The 17,576-nt window shown below is 60.0% G+C and carries 17 protein-coding genes, 2 tRNA genes and 1 pseudogene; 8 read left to right on the top strand and 12 right to left on the bottom strand.

Features of this window, described 5'->3' with window-relative positions; genetic code table 11:
* Nucleotides 1-2: 2 nt before the first annotated feature.
* Together SIB58_RS11605 and SIB58_RS11600 are read right to left on the bottom strand one after the other, a co-directional pair.
* A complete protein-coding gene (locus tag SIB58_RS11605) occupies nucleotides 3-1,079 on the bottom strand; it encodes a LysM peptidoglycan-binding domain-containing protein (protein WP_066912014.1) in 1,077 nt (358 codons plus the stop codon).
* Between the two features lie 78 nt (nucleotides 1,080-1,157).
* Entirely contained in the window at nucleotides 1,158-2,558 is a 1,401-nt protein-coding gene (locus SIB58_RS11600; RefSeq protein ID WP_197461212.1) for an aldehyde dehydrogenase family protein, read from the bottom strand.
* 119 nt (nucleotides 2,559-2,677) lie between these two features.
* Here SIB58_RS11600 and SIB58_RS11595 point away from each other — a divergent pair, with 119 nt between their 5' ends.
* Nucleotides 2,678-4,372 (top strand): alpha-amylase family protein, encoded by a 1,695-nt coding sequence (locus SIB58_RS11595; protein ID WP_066912036.1) that lies wholly within the window; start codon nucleotides 2,678-2,680, stop codon nucleotides 4,370-4,372.
* A 21-nt stretch (nucleotides 4,373-4,393) separates the two neighbouring features.
* Here the strand turns inward: SIB58_RS11595 and SIB58_RS11590 are convergent, their stop codons facing one another.
* From SIB58_RS11590 to SIB58_RS11570, 5 genes are all read right to left on the bottom strand, one after another.
* Nucleotides 4,394-5,962 (bottom strand): glycerol-3-phosphate dehydrogenase/oxidase, encoded by a 1,569-nt coding sequence (locus SIB58_RS11590; RefSeq protein WP_067327518.1) that lies wholly within the window; start codon nucleotides 5,960-5,962, stop codon nucleotides 4,394-4,396.
* Entirely contained in the window at nucleotides 5,955-7,460 is a 1,506-nt protein-coding gene (gene glpK, locus SIB58_RS11585; protein ID WP_067327515.1) for a glycerol kinase GlpK, read from the bottom strand. Before glpK ends, SIB58_RS11590 begins: the two co-directional genes overlap by 8 nt.
* Before the next feature lie 14 nt (nucleotides 7,461-7,474).
* The gene (locus SIB58_RS11580) at nucleotides 7,475-7,606 is read right to left on the bottom strand and encodes a hypothetical protein (protein WP_255355661.1); all 132 of its coding nucleotides are present in this window, start codon (nucleotides 7,604-7,606) and stop codon (nucleotides 7,475-7,477) included.
* Nucleotides 7,607-7,689: 83 nt separating this feature from the next.
* A tRNA-Thr gene (locus SIB58_RS11575) sits at nucleotides 7,690-7,761 on the bottom strand.
* Nucleotides 7,762-7,771: 10 nt separating this feature from the next.
* Nucleotides 7,772-7,853 (bottom strand) — tRNA-Tyr (locus tag SIB58_RS11570).
* A gap of 105 nt (nucleotides 7,854-7,958) precedes the next feature.
* Between SIB58_RS11570 and aroQ the strand changes: the two genes are divergently transcribed.
* From aroQ to SIB58_RS11555, 3 genes are all read left to right on the top strand, one after another.
* Nucleotides 7,959-8,402 (top strand): type II 3-dehydroquinate dehydratase, encoded by a 444-nt coding sequence (gene aroQ / locus SIB58_RS11565; protein ID WP_066912002.1) that lies wholly within the window; start codon nucleotides 7,959-7,961, stop codon nucleotides 8,400-8,402.
* The gene (locus SIB58_RS11560; RefSeq protein WP_066911999.1) at nucleotides 8,399-9,025 is read left to right on the top strand and encodes a tRNA-(ms[2]io[6]A)-hydroxylase; all 627 of its coding nucleotides are present in this window, start codon (nucleotides 8,399-8,401) and stop codon (nucleotides 9,023-9,025) included. The genes aroQ and SIB58_RS11560 overlap by 4 nt, the downstream gene beginning before the upstream one ends.
* A 170-nt stretch (nucleotides 9,026-9,195) precedes the next feature.
* Nucleotides 9,196-9,432 (top strand): hypothetical protein, encoded by a 237-nt coding sequence (locus SIB58_RS11555; protein WP_066912034.1) that lies wholly within the window; start codon nucleotides 9,196-9,198, stop codon nucleotides 9,430-9,432.
* Nucleotides 9,433-9,436: 4 nt separating this feature from the next.
* Here the strand turns inward: SIB58_RS11555 and SIB58_RS11550 are convergent, their stop codons facing one another.
* Complete coding sequence (locus SIB58_RS11550) at nucleotides 9,437-9,982, bottom strand: 1,2-dihydroxy-3-keto-5-methylthiopentene dioxygenase (RefSeq protein WP_066911996.1); 546 nt, start codon at nucleotides 9,980-9,982, stop codon at nucleotides 9,437-9,439.
* An 85-nt stretch (nucleotides 9,983-10,067) separates the two neighbouring features.
* Here SIB58_RS11550 and cobI point away from each other — a divergent pair, with 85 nt between their 5' ends.
* Together cobI and SIB58_RS11540 are read left to right on the top strand one after the other, a co-directional pair.
* Nucleotides 10,068-10,835: a precorrin-2 C(20)-methyltransferase gene (gene cobI, locus SIB58_RS11545; protein ID WP_231884229.1), complete on the top strand. Its 768-nt coding sequence runs from the start codon at nucleotides 10,068-10,070 to the stop codon at nucleotides 10,833-10,835.
* Nucleotides 10,832-11,458 (top strand): DUF4079 domain-containing protein, encoded by a 627-nt coding sequence (locus SIB58_RS11540; RefSeq protein WP_231857198.1) that lies wholly within the window; start codon nucleotides 10,832-10,834, stop codon nucleotides 11,456-11,458. Before cobI ends, SIB58_RS11540 begins: the two co-directional genes overlap by 4 nt.
* A 12-nt stretch (nucleotides 11,459-11,470) precedes the next feature.
* Here SIB58_RS11540 and SIB58_RS11535 read toward each other — a convergent pair.
* From SIB58_RS11535 to SIB58_RS11525, 3 genes and pseudogenes are all read right to left on the bottom strand, one after another.
* Nucleotides 11,471-13,435: pseudogene (locus SIB58_RS11535) on the bottom strand (glycosyltransferase family 2 protein); the annotation flags it as partial.
* A gap of 14 nt (nucleotides 13,436-13,449) precedes the next feature.
* Nucleotides 13,450-14,454: a tRNA dihydrouridine synthase DusB gene (gene dusB, locus SIB58_RS11530; protein WP_066912032.1), complete on the bottom strand. Its 1,005-nt coding sequence runs from the start codon at nucleotides 14,452-14,454 to the stop codon at nucleotides 13,450-13,452.
* Nucleotides 14,455-14,506: 52 nt separating this feature from the next.
* On the bottom strand, nucleotides 14,507-15,088 hold the full coding sequence (locus SIB58_RS11525) for a hypothetical protein (protein WP_066911987.1): 582 nt from the start codon (nucleotides 15,086-15,088) through the stop codon (nucleotides 14,507-14,509).
* 82 nt (nucleotides 15,089-15,170) lie between these two features.
* On the opposite strand from SIB58_RS11525, the gene SIB58_RS11520 reads away from it, so the two are divergent.
* On the top strand, nucleotides 15,171-15,635 hold the full coding sequence (locus SIB58_RS11520; protein ID WP_066911985.1) for a DUF1823 family protein: 465 nt from the start codon (nucleotides 15,171-15,173) through the stop codon (nucleotides 15,633-15,635).
* A 2-nt stretch (nucleotides 15,636-15,637) separates the two neighbouring features.
* Here the strand turns inward: SIB58_RS11520 and SIB58_RS11515 are convergent, their stop codons facing one another.
* Nucleotides 15,638-16,021, bottom strand: coding sequence for a L,D-transpeptidase (locus SIB58_RS11515; protein WP_066912029.1), 384 nt, complete (start codon nucleotides 16,019-16,021; stop codon nucleotides 15,638-15,640).
* A gap of 183 nt (nucleotides 16,022-16,204) precedes the next feature.
* Here SIB58_RS11515 and der point away from each other — a divergent pair, with 183 nt between their 5' ends.
* Nucleotides 16,205-17,572, top strand: coding sequence for a ribosome biogenesis GTPase Der (der, locus tag SIB58_RS11510; protein ID WP_066911982.1), 1,368 nt, complete (start codon nucleotides 16,205-16,207; stop codon nucleotides 17,570-17,572).
* The last annotated feature ends 4 nt before the right edge of the window (nucleotides 17,573-17,576 follow it).

The raw sequence follows: 17,576 nt of genomic DNA, 5'->3' as shown, positions 1-17,576 counted from the left end.
ATTCAACCCTTTGCAGCCGTACAGCGATCCTTCACGAGCGACTTCTCGAATTCAGACTGGGGTGCGATCCAGCTTTTCCACATCCCGTTTGCGCCGGTGGCATTGATCTTCCTGGCAGAACAATTCACAGCAACGTAGAGCGATTGTCCATCGCTGTTCAGTGTTGGGGCCACCTCGCTTCCACCCATCGACTGCCAGTTGCCCCAGTCAACCTGAAGGGGGCCATAGGTGCGCCAGGAGGCAGGCTTCGGCTGAACGTTGGTCGTGGCTGTCTGGCTTGCCTTGGCGGTCGTGACGGGTTTGACAACCTTTGGCTTCGCAGCTGCGGGTTGGACAGCCTCTGGTTTCACAGTCGCCGGATTGGCCGCTGTGGGCTTGACGTTCTCGGTTTTTGACTGGGCCTGAGCTGGCTTCTGCTCTTGGGGCTGGCTCTCGGTCGCCAAGGGTTGCCGTTCAGCAGGTGTTGTCGACGTGGCGATCGATGCGTTGCTGTTGCTTTCGGTGGAGCGCAGCATCAGCTGGGTTCCGATGTTGACCTGATTGGGATTTTGGATGGCATTGATGTTGATCAATGACGTGATCGGGATGTCGTAGGCCCTGGCGATCTGGGTGAGCGTCTGGCCGCGGGCCACGATGTGGGAGATGGCATTTGGCTTGGCCTGAATCGGCACCGGCTTGGCTGTGGCTCTGGGCTTTGCCTGAGGAAGCACCGCGTTGCTGGGCAGCTTCAGGGTCTGACCGACCTCAACATGATCAGCACTCGACAGTGCATTCAGGGCCATCAACTGACGCTCACTGACTCTGTACTGCGCAGCAATGCCGCTGAGAGTGTCACCGGACCGCACGTTGTGCCGCCCCTTTCCGGCTGAAACGCTCCCCGGTAACCGAAGTGTCTGGCCGGCCTCTACATGGTCTGAGTTTCTGATCCCGTTCAGGCGCATCAGACTGTTCATCGATACGCCATAGCGAGCGGCAATATCCGAGAGGGTCTCACCTGACTTGACCGTCACGCTGGAGCCATGACTGGCGATTGGTGTCAGGGCCATTGCGGCCAGGACGGTCAGGAGGGTGCGGCGCATGCGTGTCCGTTGGCTGGGCGAAAGATAAGGTGCCTCCCGTGGTGCGCCAGTCCCAGGCTGTACTTATTTCAACGCTGGTCAGCTCAATAAACGACGGAATGTTTCCGGCTTCAGGGTGTAAGGCGGATAGCGCTGAGGAAGATCAAGCCAGAACGGACGACGCAGCACCGATCGTTCATGGGAAAAGGTTCTGAATCCCGCTTCTCCGTGATGGGTGCCCATCCCGCTTGCGCCCACCCCACCGAAGGGCAGATCGGGGACTCCACATTGCATCAACACGTCGTTGAAACACACACCACCTGAGCTTGTGCTGCGCAGTACAAGCTCCTGGTCACGCTCGTCACCGCCAAATAAGTACAGGGCAAGCGGTTTGTCCTGCTTCTGGATCCTTTGAATGGCGTCATTCAGATCGGTGATCTCCAGCACAGGCAGCAGTGGTCCGAACAGTTCATCGGTCATCAGCGGGTCCTTTTCGTCCTGCACGGCGATCAGCGTCGGTGCAATACGGCGTCTGATCGGGTCCGACTCACCGCCGATCAGCACACGACCTTCATCTTTGGCCTGCTTCAGCAATGCCTCCAGTCGCCCGAAATGATGGTCGTGAATCAGGCATGCGAGTGCTTTGGATTCGAGTGGATCGCTGCCGTAGAGCTTCAGCCGTTCCTCTGCAATGGCTTGCAGCAGAGGTGCACGCTGCTCCGATTGGACCAGCAGATGATCCGGTGCGATACAGGCCTGGCCTGCATTGAAACCCTTTCCCCAGATCAGCCGGCGTGCCGTGACGGACAGATCGGCTCCAGGAAGAACGATCGCAGGGTTTTTGCCTCCGAGTTCCAGAGTCACCGGTGTGAGATTGGCGGCGGCCCCCTCCAGCACTTTGGCTCCGATCTTTCCTCCGCCAGTGAAGAAGATGTGATCGAAGCGCTGCCTCACCAGTTGAGCGGCAACAGCTCCATCGCCGTTGACAACCTGAACCACATCGCTCTGAAAGTGCTTGGGTACGAGCTTTTCAATGAGCTCTGCGGTTGCCGGTGCATGTTCAGAGGGCTTGATCACCGCGGTGTTGCCGGCCGCCAGGGCGCTGACAAGAGGCCATAAGGTGAGACTGAAGGGCAGATTCCAGGGGCCGATCAACAGCACGCATCCGAGTGGTTCGCGGATCAGTTCGGCACGGCCGGGCTTCTGCACCAATGGAACAGGGATTCGGCGCGGACGCATCCAGGCCCGAAGTCGCCGTTCAGCGAGTTTGAGCTCCTGCAGCAAGGTCACAACCTCTGCCATCCCCTCCAGGTCTGGCTTGGCAAGGTCATGGCGAAGGGCCTCAAGAATTTCTGGCTCGTGTTCTGTCACAAGCTCACGCAGGCGCTGAAGCTGTGCACGACGCCAGGCTTCCGGCCTGGTGATGCCCTCCAACACAGGTTTACGCAGGCGTCCCAGGTCGGTTTCGGTGAAATGTGGTGCAGCGTTGGCCTGGACCATGACGGGGATGAGCGTGCTGACTGTGCTGGACATGCTCGCAGTTTCGTTGGCTCAACCGTTGGCGCGGGGATGACGTTGAGCACGATCGCCACTACACCGTGATCAGAGGCAACGGCCTGATGAGTCAGCAGAAGCCTTGGTGGAGCGGTGCCGTCATCTATCAGTTGATCGTGCGCAGTTACCGCGATGGCAATGGTGATGGGATCGGAGACCTTCAGGGGTTGGCCAGCCGACTTCCCTATCTGCGTTGGCTGGGGGTGGAAGCGATCTGGCTGACGCCCATCTATCCCTCACCGCTGGATGACGGTGGATATGACATCACTGACTTCAAGGCGATTCATCCGGACCTGGGTGATCTCGCAGCGTTCCATCGTTTTCTGACGGCTGCGCATGCGCAGGGCCTCAAGGTGGTGATGGATCTGGTGATGAATCACACCAGCACCCTCCATCCCTGGTTTCAGCGCGCTCGATGGGCACCACAGGGCAGCCCTGAGCGTGAGATCTATGTGTGGAGTGATGATCCGCATCGTTATGCGGATGCTCCGGTGCTCTTCCGCCATTTCGAGTCGTCGAACTGGGAATGGGATGAGGTGGCAGGTCAGTACTTCCTTCACCGTTTCCTGCGCCATCAGCCTGATCTCAACTACGCCAATCCATTTGTCCAGGAGACGATGTTGGATGTGGTGGATTTCTGGATTGATCGTGGTGTCGATGGCTTCCGCCTGGATGCCGTGCCTTTCCTGTGTGAGGAGGAGGGATCACGCTGTGAGGGGCTTCCTGAAACCCACGCTTTTCTCAAGCGACTGCGCCAGCGGGTGGATTCCCATGGTCGGGATGTTTTGTTGGTAGGGGAAGCGATCCAGCCAGTGGAAGAAATCGCGCCTTATCTGTTGCAGGATGAGCTGCACGGCGCTTTCAACTTTGCTCTGACTGCACACCTGTTTGCTGCGATCGCCAGCGGCAGTGTGGAGAATCTGCGCCAGTGTCTTGAGGAGGCACAGAAGGTCGTCAGTGGCTGCCGCTGGGCCTTGCCTCTGCGTAATCACGATGAGCTGTGGCTGGGTGATGGTCACCTGATCCCTGAGGAGGTGATCCAGACCATCCGTGCTGGTCTTCATCAAGGACAGGGGCATTGGCTCAACTGGGGAATCAACCGTCGCCTGGCGCCATTACTCAATGGAGATCCAGGTTCTAACCGTGTTCTTCACGCTCTGCTTTACAGCCTGCCGGGGATGCCATGCCTCTATTACGGCGATGAGCTGGGCATGGGGGATTGGCCGGGATTGCGCGACCGCGATCCCAACCGCACACCTATGGCCTGGACTCCAGCGCGAAACGGTGGCTTTTCAACCGCACCCGATCCGCTGCTGGTGCTGCCACCCATCACAGCTCCCGGCTACGACTACCGCGTGGTGAATGTTGAAGTGCAGAAGCAGCTGCCTGGTTCACTGCTGAACTGGCACCGGCGCATGCTCACCTGCCGGCGGTTACTGCCGGCGCTGCGACATGGCAATTTCGAACTCCTGAAATGTGCCCACCCAGGGGTGATCAGCTACGTGCGCTGTGACGGCAGCATGACGGTGCTCGTGGCTGCCAACCTTTCGGCAGCAGGGGCCTCTCTGCATCTTGATCTGAGCCGCTGGAGCGGTATGCGCACGCGTGAGGTCTTCTGGGGGTGTGAATATCCGCCTGCTTCGGAGAATTGGTTCGTCTATCTGCCATCCCATGGATTCAGCTGGTGGCTGATCGGCGAAGTGGAGGATGTGAACTCCGATCGATCAGTGAACACTGAGTTGGTGAACTCCAATCAATGAATCCTGATCGTTGAACATCAATCAGTGATTCAGTTCCAGAGGTGTGCTGTTGCCATGGCCGCACTGCTCAAGAATTTGATTCACCACAGGAGTCAACCGTTGCGCTTCGTCGCGGTCGACCATGGCCAGCCGCGTTCGCCGGGCCAGCACGTCTGTGACGCTTCTCGCTTTTTCTGTTTCGACGGCATGCTGCAGCTCTCCTCTGCAGATGGGCATCACCGAGCTGAGTGGCTCACGCTCTGCTTCTGACCAGCTGTTCACCAGAGCCTCTGCATGGAGGCCATGACTGCTTTCAAGATGGTCAATCTGTTCCGCTTGTTGCGGCGATTTCGGCAATAGATCCTGGAGGATTGTCCGTTGTGCAATCAGCCGGTTTGGGGTTTGCAAGGGATTGGCGTCGGCGCCGATCAGGGGCAGTTCCTCAGGCGGTGGCAGTGACTGTCCGAGTTGCTTCTCAACGGCAGTGAGGGTGTCGAGAGCCATGGGACGGCAAGTGGTCCACTTCCCTCCCATCACGCTCACCAGCCCGCTTTGCAGCGTTTCCACCTCGTGCTCACGCACCACACGGCTGCTGTTCATGTCGGCATCGGCAGGCTTGAGCAAGGGTCTTCCACCAGCCCAGCAACTGCCGATTTCAATGTTGTTCAGGCCTGGGAACCATCGCTTCACGTAGTCCAGGAGATAGCTCTGCTCCTGATCGGATGGCATGGCTGCCTGCTGTTGGCTGCAGGGCGTGTCGGTTGTTCCTACCAATGTGCGCCCGAAGAAGGGCAGCATGAACAGCACCCTGCCGTCATCGGTGGAGGGCAGCAGCAGGCCGATTCGCTGTGGACAGAGTCGCTGCTTCAGCACCAAATGGACTCCGCGGCTGGTCAACATGCGCTCCTGGCAATCGGGTTCGGCCATGCGCCTCAGCACATCGGCATGAATGCCAGTGGCGTTGACCACCACGCGGGCTTGCCAGCGTTCTCTGTGCCCATCCGCGCTTTCGCTGATGGCTCCGCACAGCTTTCCATGGCTGTCTTTCTCCAGCTCCACCACCGGTGTCCGCGTGCGAACCACCGCCCCGTGTCGCTCGGCGCTGAGAGCCATCAGCAGGTTCAATCTGGCATCGTCAAACTGCCCATCGCTGTAGACAACCCCTCCGCTGACATCGCTGCGCAGATCGGGCAGAGCTTCATGCATCCGTGCTCGAGACATCAGCCGACTGCTGCCGATTCCAGAACGGCCTGAGAGGGCGTCGTAGATGCCGAGCCCAAGGCGGTAGTAGATCTGGCCGATCAGCCCATCCGTGGGCAGAGCCAGCTCAAGGCGATGGGCAAGAAACGGCGCATGTTTCAGCCAATGACCGCGCTCCAGCAATGCTTCGCGCACCAGTCGAAGCTGAGCGGTGTCGGCGGTCTTGAACGCCAGTTCGAGATAGCGAACCCCTCCGTGCAGGAGCTTTGTGCTGCGTGAACTGGTGCCGCCACCAAGGTCATGGCCCTCAAGCAGGGCCACCTTGAGCCCCCGGCAGACGGCTTGATAGGCCACGCAGGCTCCACTGGCCCCGCCGCCGATCACCAGAAGGTCGAAGCAGTTGTCATTCATGCCAGCGCAGGCTCCTTGAGATGGCATCGCTCCACTGCTTCAGCCAGTTCTGGCGTTGTTCGCCGGTGAGCGAGGGATCAAAAACGTCCGCCTGCTTACCGCGAAGGGATTCCAGATCCTGCAGGCTGTTGATCACCCCGGCCTGAACGCCTGCCAACAGCGCGACTCCGCGGGAGGTGCTCTGCAGATAGGCCGGACGCCGGACCCTCAGTCCAGTGCTGTCGGCCTGGGCCTGCAGCAGTGGATCTGAGGCGGCTGCACCGCCGTCCACGGCCAGTTCTCCAAGCTCCTGGCCAAGGGACTGCTCGGCGAGCTGCACCAGTCCAGCCACTGAGAGCGCAATGCCTTCGAGGGCTGCACGGGCGATCTGGCCTCGACCGGTGTCGCGGGTCAATCCGATCAGAAGGCCGCGAGCACCAGGATCCCAATGCGGTGTCCCCCATCCTGTGAAGGCTGGAACGAGCATGACACCTCCCGAATCTTCGACGCTGCGGGCCAGCTGGTTGACGTCTTCGGCTGTCTCGATGATCCCCAATCCGTCCCGCAGCCAATGCACCACCGTGCCGGCGTTGAAGAGACTGCCCTCAAGGCAGTACGTGGGCTCACCCTGGTCGTCGGTCCAGCCGAGGGTGCTCAGCAAACCCGCATCACTGCGATGAATGTTGCTGCCTGTGTTCACCACCAGAAATGCACCTGTTCCGTAGGTGCATTTGGCTTCGCCGGGTTCCAGGCATAACTGGCCCAGCGTCGCTGCTTGCTGGTCGCCGAGCAGGGCCTGGATCGGGACTCCGGCAAAGGGGAGGCCCGATGCAATCGCGCCAAAGTCGCCGCGGCAGGGCACAAGCTCCGGCAACGCGCTCAGGGGTAGGCCTGTCTGTTCGAAGAATGCATCCACCCACTCACGTTTTTTCAGGTCCATGAGCAGAGTGCGGCTGGCATTGCTCATGTCAGAGCAGTGGCGGCGGGTACCGCTGAGGTTCCACAGCAACCAGCTCTCCACCGTGCCGAAGCAGAGATCATCCTTGGCGGCAGCGCTGGAGGCGCTTGGTTCATGCAGCATCAGCCAGCGGATCTTGCTGGCACTGAAGTAAGGGTCTAGGAGCAGGCCGGTGCGGGCGCACCATTCCTGCTCTAGGCCTTCCTCTTTCCATTGCTGACAGATGTCCGAGGTGCGGCCGTCCTGCCACACCAAGGCCGGGCCGCAGGGCTGTCCATCGCTGCGGCGCCACAGGATCGTTGTTTCCCTCTGATTGGTGACTCCACAGGAAACAACAGCGTCTCTCTGTTCCTGGCTGATGGTCTGTTCCAGGCGCTTCATGGCCAGACGCTGGCTTTCCCAGATCTCGCCTGGATTCTGTTCCACCCATCCGTCAGCTGGATAGCTGATGGCCAAGGGAGCGCTTGCACTAGCAACGGGGAAGCCACGCGAGTCAAACAGGGCGGCGCGTGAGCTGCTGGTGCCCTGATCCAGTGCGAGAAGGAGGGGCGTTGCTGCCATGGACGAGTCGTTTTTCAAGTGCTAGCGGCACTTGTCGGCTGTCGCCACACGATGAGCTGATGTCGCATCACCAGGGCATCGTTGCTCTGGGGCAGGTTTTCATCCATGAACCCCGGGCTGGCCTGGCCCCCGAGAGCTGACGCCACCAATGATCAGAGCTGAGGTCCTGAGGCGCCATCCATTCTTGATTGCCTCTGGACTCAACACCCGGTGCCTGGGTGTTGGATGAAGCCCTTGTCGAGACTTGAACTCGAGACCTCTCCCTTACCAAGGGAGTGCTCTACCGCTGAGCTACAAGGGCTTGTGGTGGATGGGCCGGGTTGGATTTGAACCAACGTAGGCAGAGCCAGCGGATTTACAGTCCGCCCCCATTAACCACTCGGGCACCGACCCGAACCACCCGAAGAACTTACCAGTCGGCCTGGCGTTCCCTTTAGCGATCTGTGCCTCTCGTTGGTTCTCGATACGATCGGGTCCCCAAGGAATTCTCGTAAGGCCATGCGCCTGCTGCTCCTGAACGGCCCCAACCTCAATCTTCTGGGGCAACGAGAACCTGGTCTTTATGGACATCAGACGCTCGAGCAGATTGAGCAGGATCTGCATCTGCGTGCAACGGCTGCTGGTGTGCAGCTGGAGTGTTTTCAAAGCAATTTCGAGGGTGCGCTGGTGGAACGCGTCCACCAGGCCATGGGTGGGGTGAACGGAATTCTCGTCAACGCAGGCGCCTACACGCACACGTCGATTGCTCTGCGTGACGCTCTGTTGGGAGTGGCGATTCCCTATGTCGAGCTTCATCTGAGCAACACGCATGCCCGAGAGGCCTTTCGTCATCAGTCGTTTCTGGCCGATCGTGCCGTTGGCGTCGTCAGTGGCTTCGGGCCCTTCAGTTATGACCTGGCCTTCGATGGCCTGCTGAATCACCTGCGCAGATCTGCCCCATGACCATCACCTCTTCGGTGACGAGCATCCGCTGGCTTGCAGCACCCACCAGCCGTCGCTGGGTGGAGCAAGCCATCGCCAGGCCGATGGAGGTGCTGATCGACCATGCCCATTGCGAACGTAAAGCGGCTGGGGCGGCTGTTCAGCTGATGTTCCGCTATCTGTGCGAGCCAGGCCTGGGCGAGGCTCTCAGTCCGCTGGCGCGTGAAGAGCTTGAACACTTTGAACGGGTGTTGACGCTCCTCAAGGACCGGGGACGTTATCTGGAGCCCCTGCCCTCGCCAGGTTATGGAGCATGGTTGGCCAAGCAGGTGCGCCGGGGAGAGCCCGAGCGCATGCTCGACTCGTTCCTGGTTGCGGGGCTGATCGAGGCCAGGAGCCACGAGCGCATGGCCCTGCTGGCTCAGTACAGCCCGGATCCAGATCTGCGTTCGCTCTATGGCGATCTGTTGAAGAGCGAAGCCCGCCATTTCGGCCTCTACTGGGTGCTGTGCGCAGACCGCTATCCAAGGGATGTGATCGTGCCTCGGCTTCACGAGCTGGCCGCGGCGGAGGTGGATGCGTTGCGCGGTGAGCTGGCTGCACCGGAGGCTGTGCGCATGCATTCCGTTGGAGTTGATGCCTGATCAGGGATTGCCTGTTCATCACCTGATTAAGGCGAGGCTTGCCAGGTGGTCGAGAGTGGCGTGAGCACCAGGCGCAGCAAGTTCGTAACCGGAGTCCAAAAGAAGTCTGAAGAGACGCGCCATGGAGCCTGGGTCACTTCTAGAATTGACCCAGTCACTTTGCAATGTCGATGCCTGACCCTGTGACCGCTGTTGCTGACTCGCTGCAGGCTTTGCGTAACGGCACCACTGATGAGCAATGGGATGGCCTCAAGTCCAACCCACTGGTTCGCGACCTGATCGGTCGTTGTGCTGATCTGGAGGCCGCGATGCTGCTGGACGATCAGTGCCTGGTAGCCGAGTTGCCGACCTGCAGGACAGCATCGTTGAAATCCGCTGTTGACGCGCGTTTGCTTCTGGCGGCTTGAGTTTCTAAGGCGTACTGAGGCGGGGGTAGCGATCGGCGATTGCGTCTCCGGTGAACTCAGCAACCCATCCGTTGGGATTGTTGAAAAATCTCAGTGTGCAGAAATAAGGCGTCTCGCCCATGTCAAACCAGTGAGGCGTTCCGGCAGGAACGCTGATCCAGTCATTGGTTTCACAGAGCACCTGCATGACTTCATCGCCGATGTGCAGACAGAACAGGCCGCAGCCTTCCACGAAGAACCGCACTTCGTCCTCTGCATGGACGTGCTCATTCAGAAACTTGCGGCGCAGGGACACGCGATCCGGATGATCGGGAAGCACCCTGATGGCATCAACGCTGGGGTAATGCCCTCGAGCCTGAGTTCGTTCGATTTCGCTTCGGTAGCTCTCCAAGATCTGGGCGGGGGAAGCGTTGGTTTCCGGCCGATGCTGGGTCGGCCAGCGTTCGAAGCCAATGCCGCGTTGCTTCAGAAGATCCTGAATACGCCTGACTTCTCGGGTTTTCAACAGGACAGTGTTGGATCGCGCTGAATAGAGAGTCAGTTCGCTCATGGTCCGGAAGCAATCCTGATGCAGTGCATCAAAGCTCCTGCCACCCTGTTCAGCATGCTGGATGGCTGGTTGGCTTGCATTGCCGGTGTCCATCGCGTCCGAGTGTTCCTCAGATCAGCTGGTGTTGGTTGGCGTAGGTCCGGGGGATCCTGAGTTGCTCACCGTGGCTGCAGTTCGAGTGTTGAAGGCTGCTGATGTTGTTGCCTATCCCATTGCTCATGAGGGAGCTGAGGGTATGGCTCTTGCCATTGCGTCCCGCTGGATTCGCTCTGATCAGCGCCTGCTGCCTCTGTCGTTCCCCATGGTGACTGAGTCTCAGCCAAGGATCGCAGCCTGGAGACAGGCGGCTGATGTGCTGGCTGCAGAGGTCAGATCCGGCAACCGGGTGGTGCTGCTCTGCGAAGGGGACGTCTCACTGTTCGCGACTGGGAGCTACGTGCAACTGGCTCTGCGGCGCCATCACCCTGATGTTCCCTTCGCCTTGATTCCAGGCATTCCCTCGGTGTGTGCAGCGGCAGCAGCTGCAGTCGAGGGATCTCTCGATCTTCCATTGGCGTTTCAGCAGGAGGGCTTGCTCATCCGTCCTTGTCCGGAAACGAATGTCGAGTTGATCGCCTTGCTGCAGAGTGCGCGCAAGACCTCCACGGTGCTGGGTTTGATCAAGCTGGGACAGCGTTGGTCCTGGGTGCGACCAGCGCTGGAGCAGGAGAAACTGCTGGATCGGGCCCTCTTTGCTCAACGGGTTGGTTGGCCTGATCAGTGGGTGGCCCCGGCTCAGGCGGTGCCCGACGATGTGAAGCCCTACTTCTCATTGCTGCTGATCCGTCAGCAATGGCCTGAGGTGTTGCCTTGATCGCTGCTTTGCAACCGTTGGCACCCCTGCAATGGCTTGCGCTGGTGCATCCGGTGCTGATCATCCTGTTTGTGTATCCGGTGATCGGCGCCACGATTCGGCTCGGGATTCTGGCCAGAGAGCGCCGTCTGGAGATCAATCCCATCGCTCCAACCGTGCCGGTTGAACACGTTGATCACGGTCGATGGGCGACGGCTGGTTTGCTCGTGGCTGTGCTGTTCGCTTTGAGCCATGACCTGGCTGCCGCAGATGCCGGACTGAGGAGCTGGGTGCTGTCCATCCTGCAGGCGGCAGGGGTTGTGCTGTCGTTTGTAGCCCTGCTGCGCACCCGCCGACTGGCCCTGCGGCTGCTCTTTTCCTGGAGCTGTTGGCTGTTTCTGCTGCTGATCACGATCCAGCCTTTGCTAGCGACTGCTCGTGCGCTGGGGGCTCCTGCTGTCTGGCAGTCGCACACCTGGGGTGGACTGTTGCTGCTCGCTTTTCTGCTGCTGACCATGGCTTGTCAGCGGGAGATCGCCGGTCGCCTGTGGATGCGCCGTCTGCATGTGTCTCTCAATCTTTTCGTGGCCCTTTTGCTGGCGACTCAGGTCATCACAGGAACCCGTGACCTCTGGCTTGGCTGAGTGTGAGGGCGGCGGGGTCTGAGGCATCAGACAGCGATGGAACGGACGTCGTGACGGCAGGATGAACAGACGGCTGATCAGGACGAGTAAAGCTCGCAATTCAGGCCTTGCCTGGCGTTCCGGCCAGCAGTGAGGTCGGCAGAACAACCAGAGGATCAGCTGTTGCCGTGTCGTGTCGCTGAGTGTCTGCCAGCGAAGCGCGAGTTGATTGCCTTGCCTGCTTTCCAGTTCAACCGGCAGTGCCGGGACGTCGTCAGTCCAGCGAAGTCGCCTGATCTTCGCCTGCGCTGGCATTGGAATGGCAGTCTCCAGCTCCACACCGCTTTCGCTGAGGGCTGTGATTCGACACGGTCGCCACTGCCCGGCGACGTCTTCCAGCTCTGCCCGTAAGGACACGGCTTGCCATGGTGCTGGATCTCGTGCGGGTGGATCCCAGCAGGCTCGCAGTGCAATCCAGAGGATGAGCAGGTTGATCACCGTCCAGGTCAGGCCAAGCGGCCGGGAGTCGAGGATCTCGCTGTCCAGTGATGCCGTCGTCATCAGTCCAAACAGGTTGACGAGGTTCAGCAGCAGCAGTCCCAACAGAGGGATCACCAGCACGATGCTGAAGCTGCCCCGAGTGCGTTTCTGGTGTTTTGGTGTCACACGAAAACCACCGATATGTCCCATCAGATTGGTGAACACCGTCAGCGTCAGCGGCACCGTCAGCACCCAGCCGGTGAGTTCGCTGAGCAAGGCTGTGCGGGAGCCGCGGTTGATCCAGCCGATGCTGAGCAGGAGTGTTGCCCAGAGCGGCAACAGCATCTGGAGAGCGTCACTTGTGCTGACCAGGATGGGAACAGTGCCAAGCAGGCCGTAGCTGAGCGGCATCAGCATCAGCACCAGCCGGGGCATGTTGTTGAACCAATGCACAACGCCTTCGAGATAGGCCATCCGCTCTCCAAAGCGGAGGTCGCCCGGACCCAGTGGACCATCACGCAGTCGCAGACTTTGCAGCGTTCCATTCGCCCAGCGTTGGCGCTGACGCACAAAGTCGGCCATGGTTTCGGCCGCGAGGCCAGCACTGAGCTTCTGTTGGAGATACAGCAGTTTCCAGCCCTTGCGCCGCAGCCGAAGCCCCGTTATGAAATCTTCGGAGATCGCCTCTTGCTTGAATCCTCCGACTGAATCAAGGGCGCTGCGTCGAGCCAGAAAAGCAGTGCCGGCGCAAACCACTGCTCCCCAGCTATCACGAACCGGTTCGATCCATCGATAGAAGCTCTCTTCATCGGGCAGTAACCAACGCTCCATGCCCAGGTTCCGCATCACCGGATCGGCATTGATGAAGGTCTGCGGGGTCTGAAGCAGCCCCACCGAGGGGTCCTGGAGAAAGCCGATGCAGCAATCGAGAAAGTTCCGCTGCGGAATGAAGTCAGCGTCGAGCACAGCCACCAGCTCGCCGCTGCAGTGGTGGAGGCCGTCATTGAGGTTGCCGGCTTTGGCATGGGTGCGAGTCGGTCGATGGCGGTAATGGCAACCGTGCCTGAGAGCCAGTTCTTTCACCTCGTCTCGGCCGCTGTCATCCAGCACCCACACGCAATGGTTCCGATAGTTCTGATGACAACAGGCGATCAGGCTGCGTTCCAGCACCTCAAGGGGTTCGCCGTAGGTGGGAACGAGTATGTCGACCATTGGCCGCCAGTCGCTGTTCTGCCACTGGTCTTGCAGCTGCTGCAACGAGCCTCGACGGTCGGGAAAGCGACGCCAGGCCAGCCATAACGGCAACAGTCCTGACAGCAGCAGCCAGGCTTCCGCCGTCAGCAACAACAGGCTCAGTCCTGTGCTCAGGTTTGTGCTCAGGTTGAGACTGCTGGTGATCCGCCAATGCAGATATCGGGCGGTCAGCAGACTGATCAGCAGGATCAGACTGCGTCGCTTCCAGATGGGGCTCAGCTGCTCAGGCTGTCTCCTTAACCAGATAGGCCACGCCAAAACCATGAGTGGCAGCCAGCTCAAGCCAGCTGCTCCTGCTGTTGTTGAAGCAATGTCAGTGCCTGATCAGGGGTGGGCGCACGCATCAGTTTCTGGCGGAACTGAGACGCTCCAGTGAATCCTGTACAGGTCCAGCTCATGTGTTTCCGCGCGATCAGCAGGCCGTGATCTCCTCGCCAGTCAACGAGGGCCCGCAGTTGCTCAGAGGCCAGCATCAGGCGTTCTCGCGGACCTGGGGTGAGGGGAATGGTGTGACCGCTCAGCGCCGCATCGATCTGACCGACCAGCCAGGGAGCACCCATGGTTGCTCTCCCCACCATCACCCCATCGGCACCGGTTTTCTCAAGGCAGCGCAAGGCGGTATCAGGGCTGTTGACATCGCCATTAGCGATCACCGGAATGCTGAGTGACTGCTTGATCGAGGCAATGGCTTCCCAGTTCGCTGATCCACTGAAGTGTTGTTCCCGCGTACGACCGTGCACGGTCAGCAGCGTTGCACCCGCATCCTGCAGTTGTCTGCACCAGGATACTGCCGCTTGATGAGACCCTTTGATTTGTGGCTGATTGCACCATCCCAGGCGTGTTTTCACGGTGACAGGCAGGCCGACGGCTGAAGCCACCGAGTCCACAATCCGGCAGGCCAGATCGGGATCGCGGATCAGTCCGCTGCCACCGCCTTTGCGGGCGATTTTGCGGACAGGACAGCCCATGTTGATGTCGATCAGGAAGGCACCGGCGTCCTCGGCTCGTTGGGCTGCATCGGCCATCGCCTCGGGTCTGTGATCGAACAGCTGGACGCCGATTGGTCCGGTTTCCTGGCTCAGCTCCTCGACTTTGCCCCTGCCGTGGCCGAGCTCAAGGCTGGTGGCGTTCACCATTTCCGTGAACAGCAGAGCATCCGGCGCCCAGCGCCTCACCAGAGCACGAAAAATTTTGTCGCTGACTCCTGCAAGCGGAGACTGCAGCACGTTGCAGCGCAAAACGCGCTCAACGCTGCTTCCACTCAGCTGCAGGCCCCTCACCATCGGCTTTGGATTCAGTTCACGCATCCTCGCCAATGGCAGGCCCCAAGAGCTTTCAGGCCACAGACTCATCCAGTCCAAGCCGGGTACGGGTGTCGCGAACCTGGGATTCGATGGCGTTGCGAAGCCAGGCCTGATTGGACCAGTCTTCATAAAGGGCCAGTCGCTCTACTTCCTGCATCAGATCGAGCGGTAGTTGAAGGTTCACGTTCTGGATGCTGTGGGGACTGGCCAGTCCCCCCTGGTGGGGAGCATCGAGGTGGAGCACTTGCACTTTCAAGACCTGAAGCCTGGTGCCTGCACGTGGCTGCCGGTGTCGCACCTGACGCACTGTCAATCGCACAGGGCAACCTGCACGAATGCGTTGCAGGCCTCTGTTGCCTAGAGGCGCGTCACGACGGTCGGCAAACACCGGGGTGCTGATGCCGGTCTTGCCGCTGTAGCTGAAGCAAACCCTGCCTTGTGCATCCCAGGGAGGGGGAGACATCTCACCGCACTGCCGGTTTTTGAGCAGACGCCGACGATCGCGTTTGACGGTTGCCATGACCTCGTCCGGAAGCCGAAAAATCAGACGCTGCAGGCGTGCATCACCAAGAAGTGACGTCTTCGGTTCCAGGGCTGTGTCGAAGACGTACATACAGCAGAAGGTAATGGAGGTGAAGCAGGGGCTGTCGTGGTATATCAAAGGTGGCAGCGGCTGTGGATGACAGCATGCGGCGATGTCATCACACTCCTGGAGTCTGAGCCGAACTCTCCTGATGGCGATCCTTGAGGATCGTCTCAGCGATCGATTCGTGGCCTCGCTGATCTGGGAGCGATTGGCGTATCTCCCCCCTGAGGCTGGAGAGGGGCCATGGCTGGCAGGCCCTGCAACGCCCGCCGCCTGGAGAGAGGCCTTCCCGGAGGCCCCGCAGGTGATTGCTTCGCGGCCCGCTTCGGTGCGTCTGACCCGGTCGATTGCCAAGGAATCCAAGCAGCTGCTGAAGCAGCAGCTGCAGTTCGGCGGCTATCGCATCACGGAGCTCAATCCAAGGTGCACGCGCCGTGCCACTGCGGTGAACTGGTTGCTGGCCTGGCTTGTGTCAGCTGGTGAGCTGCTTCCAGAAGACGGGGCTGTACCACCTCTGCTCATTCCACCGGCGGATCCGGTGCAGGGGCACCCCGGCGATCCGCCGGTGGAATGAGCTCACACCTGAATCACCACCTTGGTGCCCTTGAGTGTGTTCTCAAACAGCCAGCGGGCTTGATGCGTGGGCATGCGAACACAGCCATGGCTGCGGGGAACACCGAAGGCCTGGCCGGCATCTTCCTGCCATGGAGCGCCGTGCATGCAGATCATCTCGTTGGCGGTGATGCACATCGCATAGGGCACCCCGGGTGCGACATAGCCCCGTCCACGCATGGTCACAGAGCGATATTTGGTGAGCACCTTGGCTTCTCCCGTTGGGGTTGGCGTGGACGCCTTGCCGGTGCTCACTGGGATGACCCGCACGATTTCATCGTTGTTGTCGTAGACGGTGAGCTGTTGATCCGAGAGGTCCACCACCAGGGTGGCGATCAGTTCGAGCATGGTTGTGTGACAGCGGGTGCACTGATCCACCGCTAGCTGTCTCTTTTGAGACTTATTGGTCTCGCTTGGAAAGAATTCCCATTCTTGTTGGCGAAATGAAAAGTCGAGCGGCTTCCGTTTCAGGGACTCGTCCCGCCGACAGACGCCTCTGTACTGTCAAGACTGTTCTTGCTGTGAACTTTCTTGGCGCGTCCCGTCGTCGCGATCATCGGGCGCCCCAACGTTGGTAAGTCCACGCTGGTGAACCGTCTCTGCCGCAGTCGAGAGGCGATTGTTCATGACCAGCCGGGTGTGACCCGGGATCGCACCTATCAGGACGGCTACTGGGGGGATCGCGAATTCAAGGTGGTCGATACCGGTGGACTGGTGTTCGATGACGACAGTGAGTTTCTGCCTGAAATCCGCGAGCAGGCCGCGCTGGCTCTCGAGGAAGCCAGTGTCGCTGTGGTGATCGTTGACGGTCAGCAGGGCCTTACGGCATCGGATGAAGCCATCGCGGAGTTCCTGCGCGGCCAGCGTTGCCCAACATTGCTCGCCGTGAATAAGTGCGAGTCACCGGATCAAGGTTTGGCCATGGCTGCGGAGTTCTGGAGCCTCGGGCTGGGAGAGCCTTACCCCATTTCGGCAATTCACGGGGCAGGCACAGCAGAAGTCCTGGATCGGGTGCTCACGTTCCTGCCTCCGAAGGATCAGGAGGGTGATCAGGAAGAGCCGATTCAGATGGCCATCATCGGTCGTCCGAATGTGGGTAAATCAAGTCTTCTGAATGCCATTTGCGGTGAGCAGAGGGCCATCGTGAGTCCGATTCGAGGCACCACCCGCGACACGATTGACACCAGCATCGTGCGTGAAAATCGTCCCTGGCGCCTGGTCGACACCGCTGGGATCCGACGCCGCCGCAGTGTCAACTACGGGCCTGAGTTCTTTGGGATCAATCGCAGTTTCAAGGCGATTGAGCGCAGTGATGTGTGCGTGCTGGTGATTGATGCGCTGGACGGTGTCACCGAGCAGGATCAACGCCTGGCAGGTCGCATCGAAGAAGACGGTCGGGCCTGCGTGGTCGTTGTCAACAAATGGGATGCCGTGGAGAAGGACAGCCACACCATGACGGCCATGGAGAAGGAGCTGCGTTCCAAGCTGTATTTCCTCGACTGGGCTCCGATGCTGTTCACTTCAGCGCTCACCGGCCAGCGTGTTGACAGCATTTTCGCCCTTGCGGTTCTGGCTGTGGAGCAGCACCGTCGTCGTGTCAGCACCTCTGTGGTGAACGAAGTCCTGAAGGAAGCCCTCAGCTGGCGGAGCCCGCCGACAACCAGGGGTGGACGTCAGGGCAGGCTGTATTACGGCACCCAGGTGGCGACCAGGCCTCCGAGTTTCACTCTGTTCGTGAACGAGCCCAAGCTTTTCGGTGACACCTACCGGCGCTATGTCGAGCGTCAGATCCGTGAAGGGCTCGGGTTTGATGGCACTCCCCTGAAATTGTTCTGGCGTGGGAAGCAGCAGCGTGACGCGGAGAAGGATCTGGCCAGGCAGCAGAACCATCAGGGCTGAGCAG

It is taken from the genome of Synechococcus sp. MIT S9504, from assembly GCF_047497135.1.
Classification (GTDB): domain Bacteria; phylum Cyanobacteriota; class Cyanobacteriia; order PCC-6307; family Cyanobiaceae; genus Synechococcus_C.
The sequence above is the reverse complement of the archived record's forward strand: the minus strand, read 5'-3'. Positions and strand labels throughout refer to the sequence as shown.

Bases quoted from the DNA above. Each gene is read 5' to 3' on its own strand.
- SIB58_RS11605 (WP_066912014.1), bottom strand. From the start codon at position 1,079: ATGCGCCGCACCCTCCTGACCGTCCTGGCCGCAATGGCCCTGACACCA.
- SIB58_RS11600 (WP_197461212.1), bottom strand. From the start codon at position 2,558: ATGGTCCAGGCCAACGCTGCACCACATTTCACCGAAACCGACCTGGGA.
- SIB58_RS11595 (WP_066912036.1), top strand. From the start codon at position 2,678: ATGAGTCAGCAGAAGCCTTGGTGGAGCGGTGCCGTCATCTATCAGTTG.
- SIB58_RS11590 (WP_067327518.1), bottom strand. From the start codon at position 5,962: ATGAATGACAACTGCTTCGACCTTCTGGTGATCGGCGGCGGGGCCAGT.
- glpK (WP_067327515.1), bottom strand. From the start codon at position 7,460: ATGGCAGCAACGCCCCTCCTTCTCGCACTGGATCAGGGCACCAGCAGC.
- aroQ (WP_066912002.1), top strand. From the start codon at position 7,959: ATGCGCCTGCTGCTCCTGAACGGCCCCAACCTCAATCTTCTGGGGCAA.
- SIB58_RS11560 (WP_066911999.1), top strand. From the start codon at position 8,399: ATGACCATCACCTCTTCGGTGACGAGCATCCGCTGGCTTGCAGCACCC.
- SIB58_RS11555 (WP_066912034.1), top strand. From the start codon at position 9,196: ATGCCTGACCCTGTGACCGCTGTTGCTGACTCGCTGCAGGCTTTGCGT.
- SIB58_RS11550 (WP_066911996.1), bottom strand. From the start codon at position 9,982: ATGAGCGAACTGACTCTCTATTCAGCGCGATCCAACACTGTCCTGTTG.
- dusB (WP_066912032.1), bottom strand. From the start codon at position 14,454: ATGGTGAGGGGCCTGCAGCTGAGTGGAAGCAGCGTTGAGCGCGTTTTG.
- SIB58_RS11525 (WP_066911987.1), bottom strand. From the start codon at position 15,088: ATGTACGTCTTCGACACAGCCCTGGAACCGAAGACGTCACTTCTTGGT.
- SIB58_RS11520 (WP_066911985.1), top strand. From the start codon at position 15,171: ATGTCATCACACTCCTGGAGTCTGAGCCGAACTCTCCTGATGGCGATC.
- SIB58_RS11515 (WP_066912029.1), bottom strand. From the start codon at position 16,021: ATGCTCGAACTGATCGCCACCCTGGTGGTGGACCTCTCGGATCAACAG.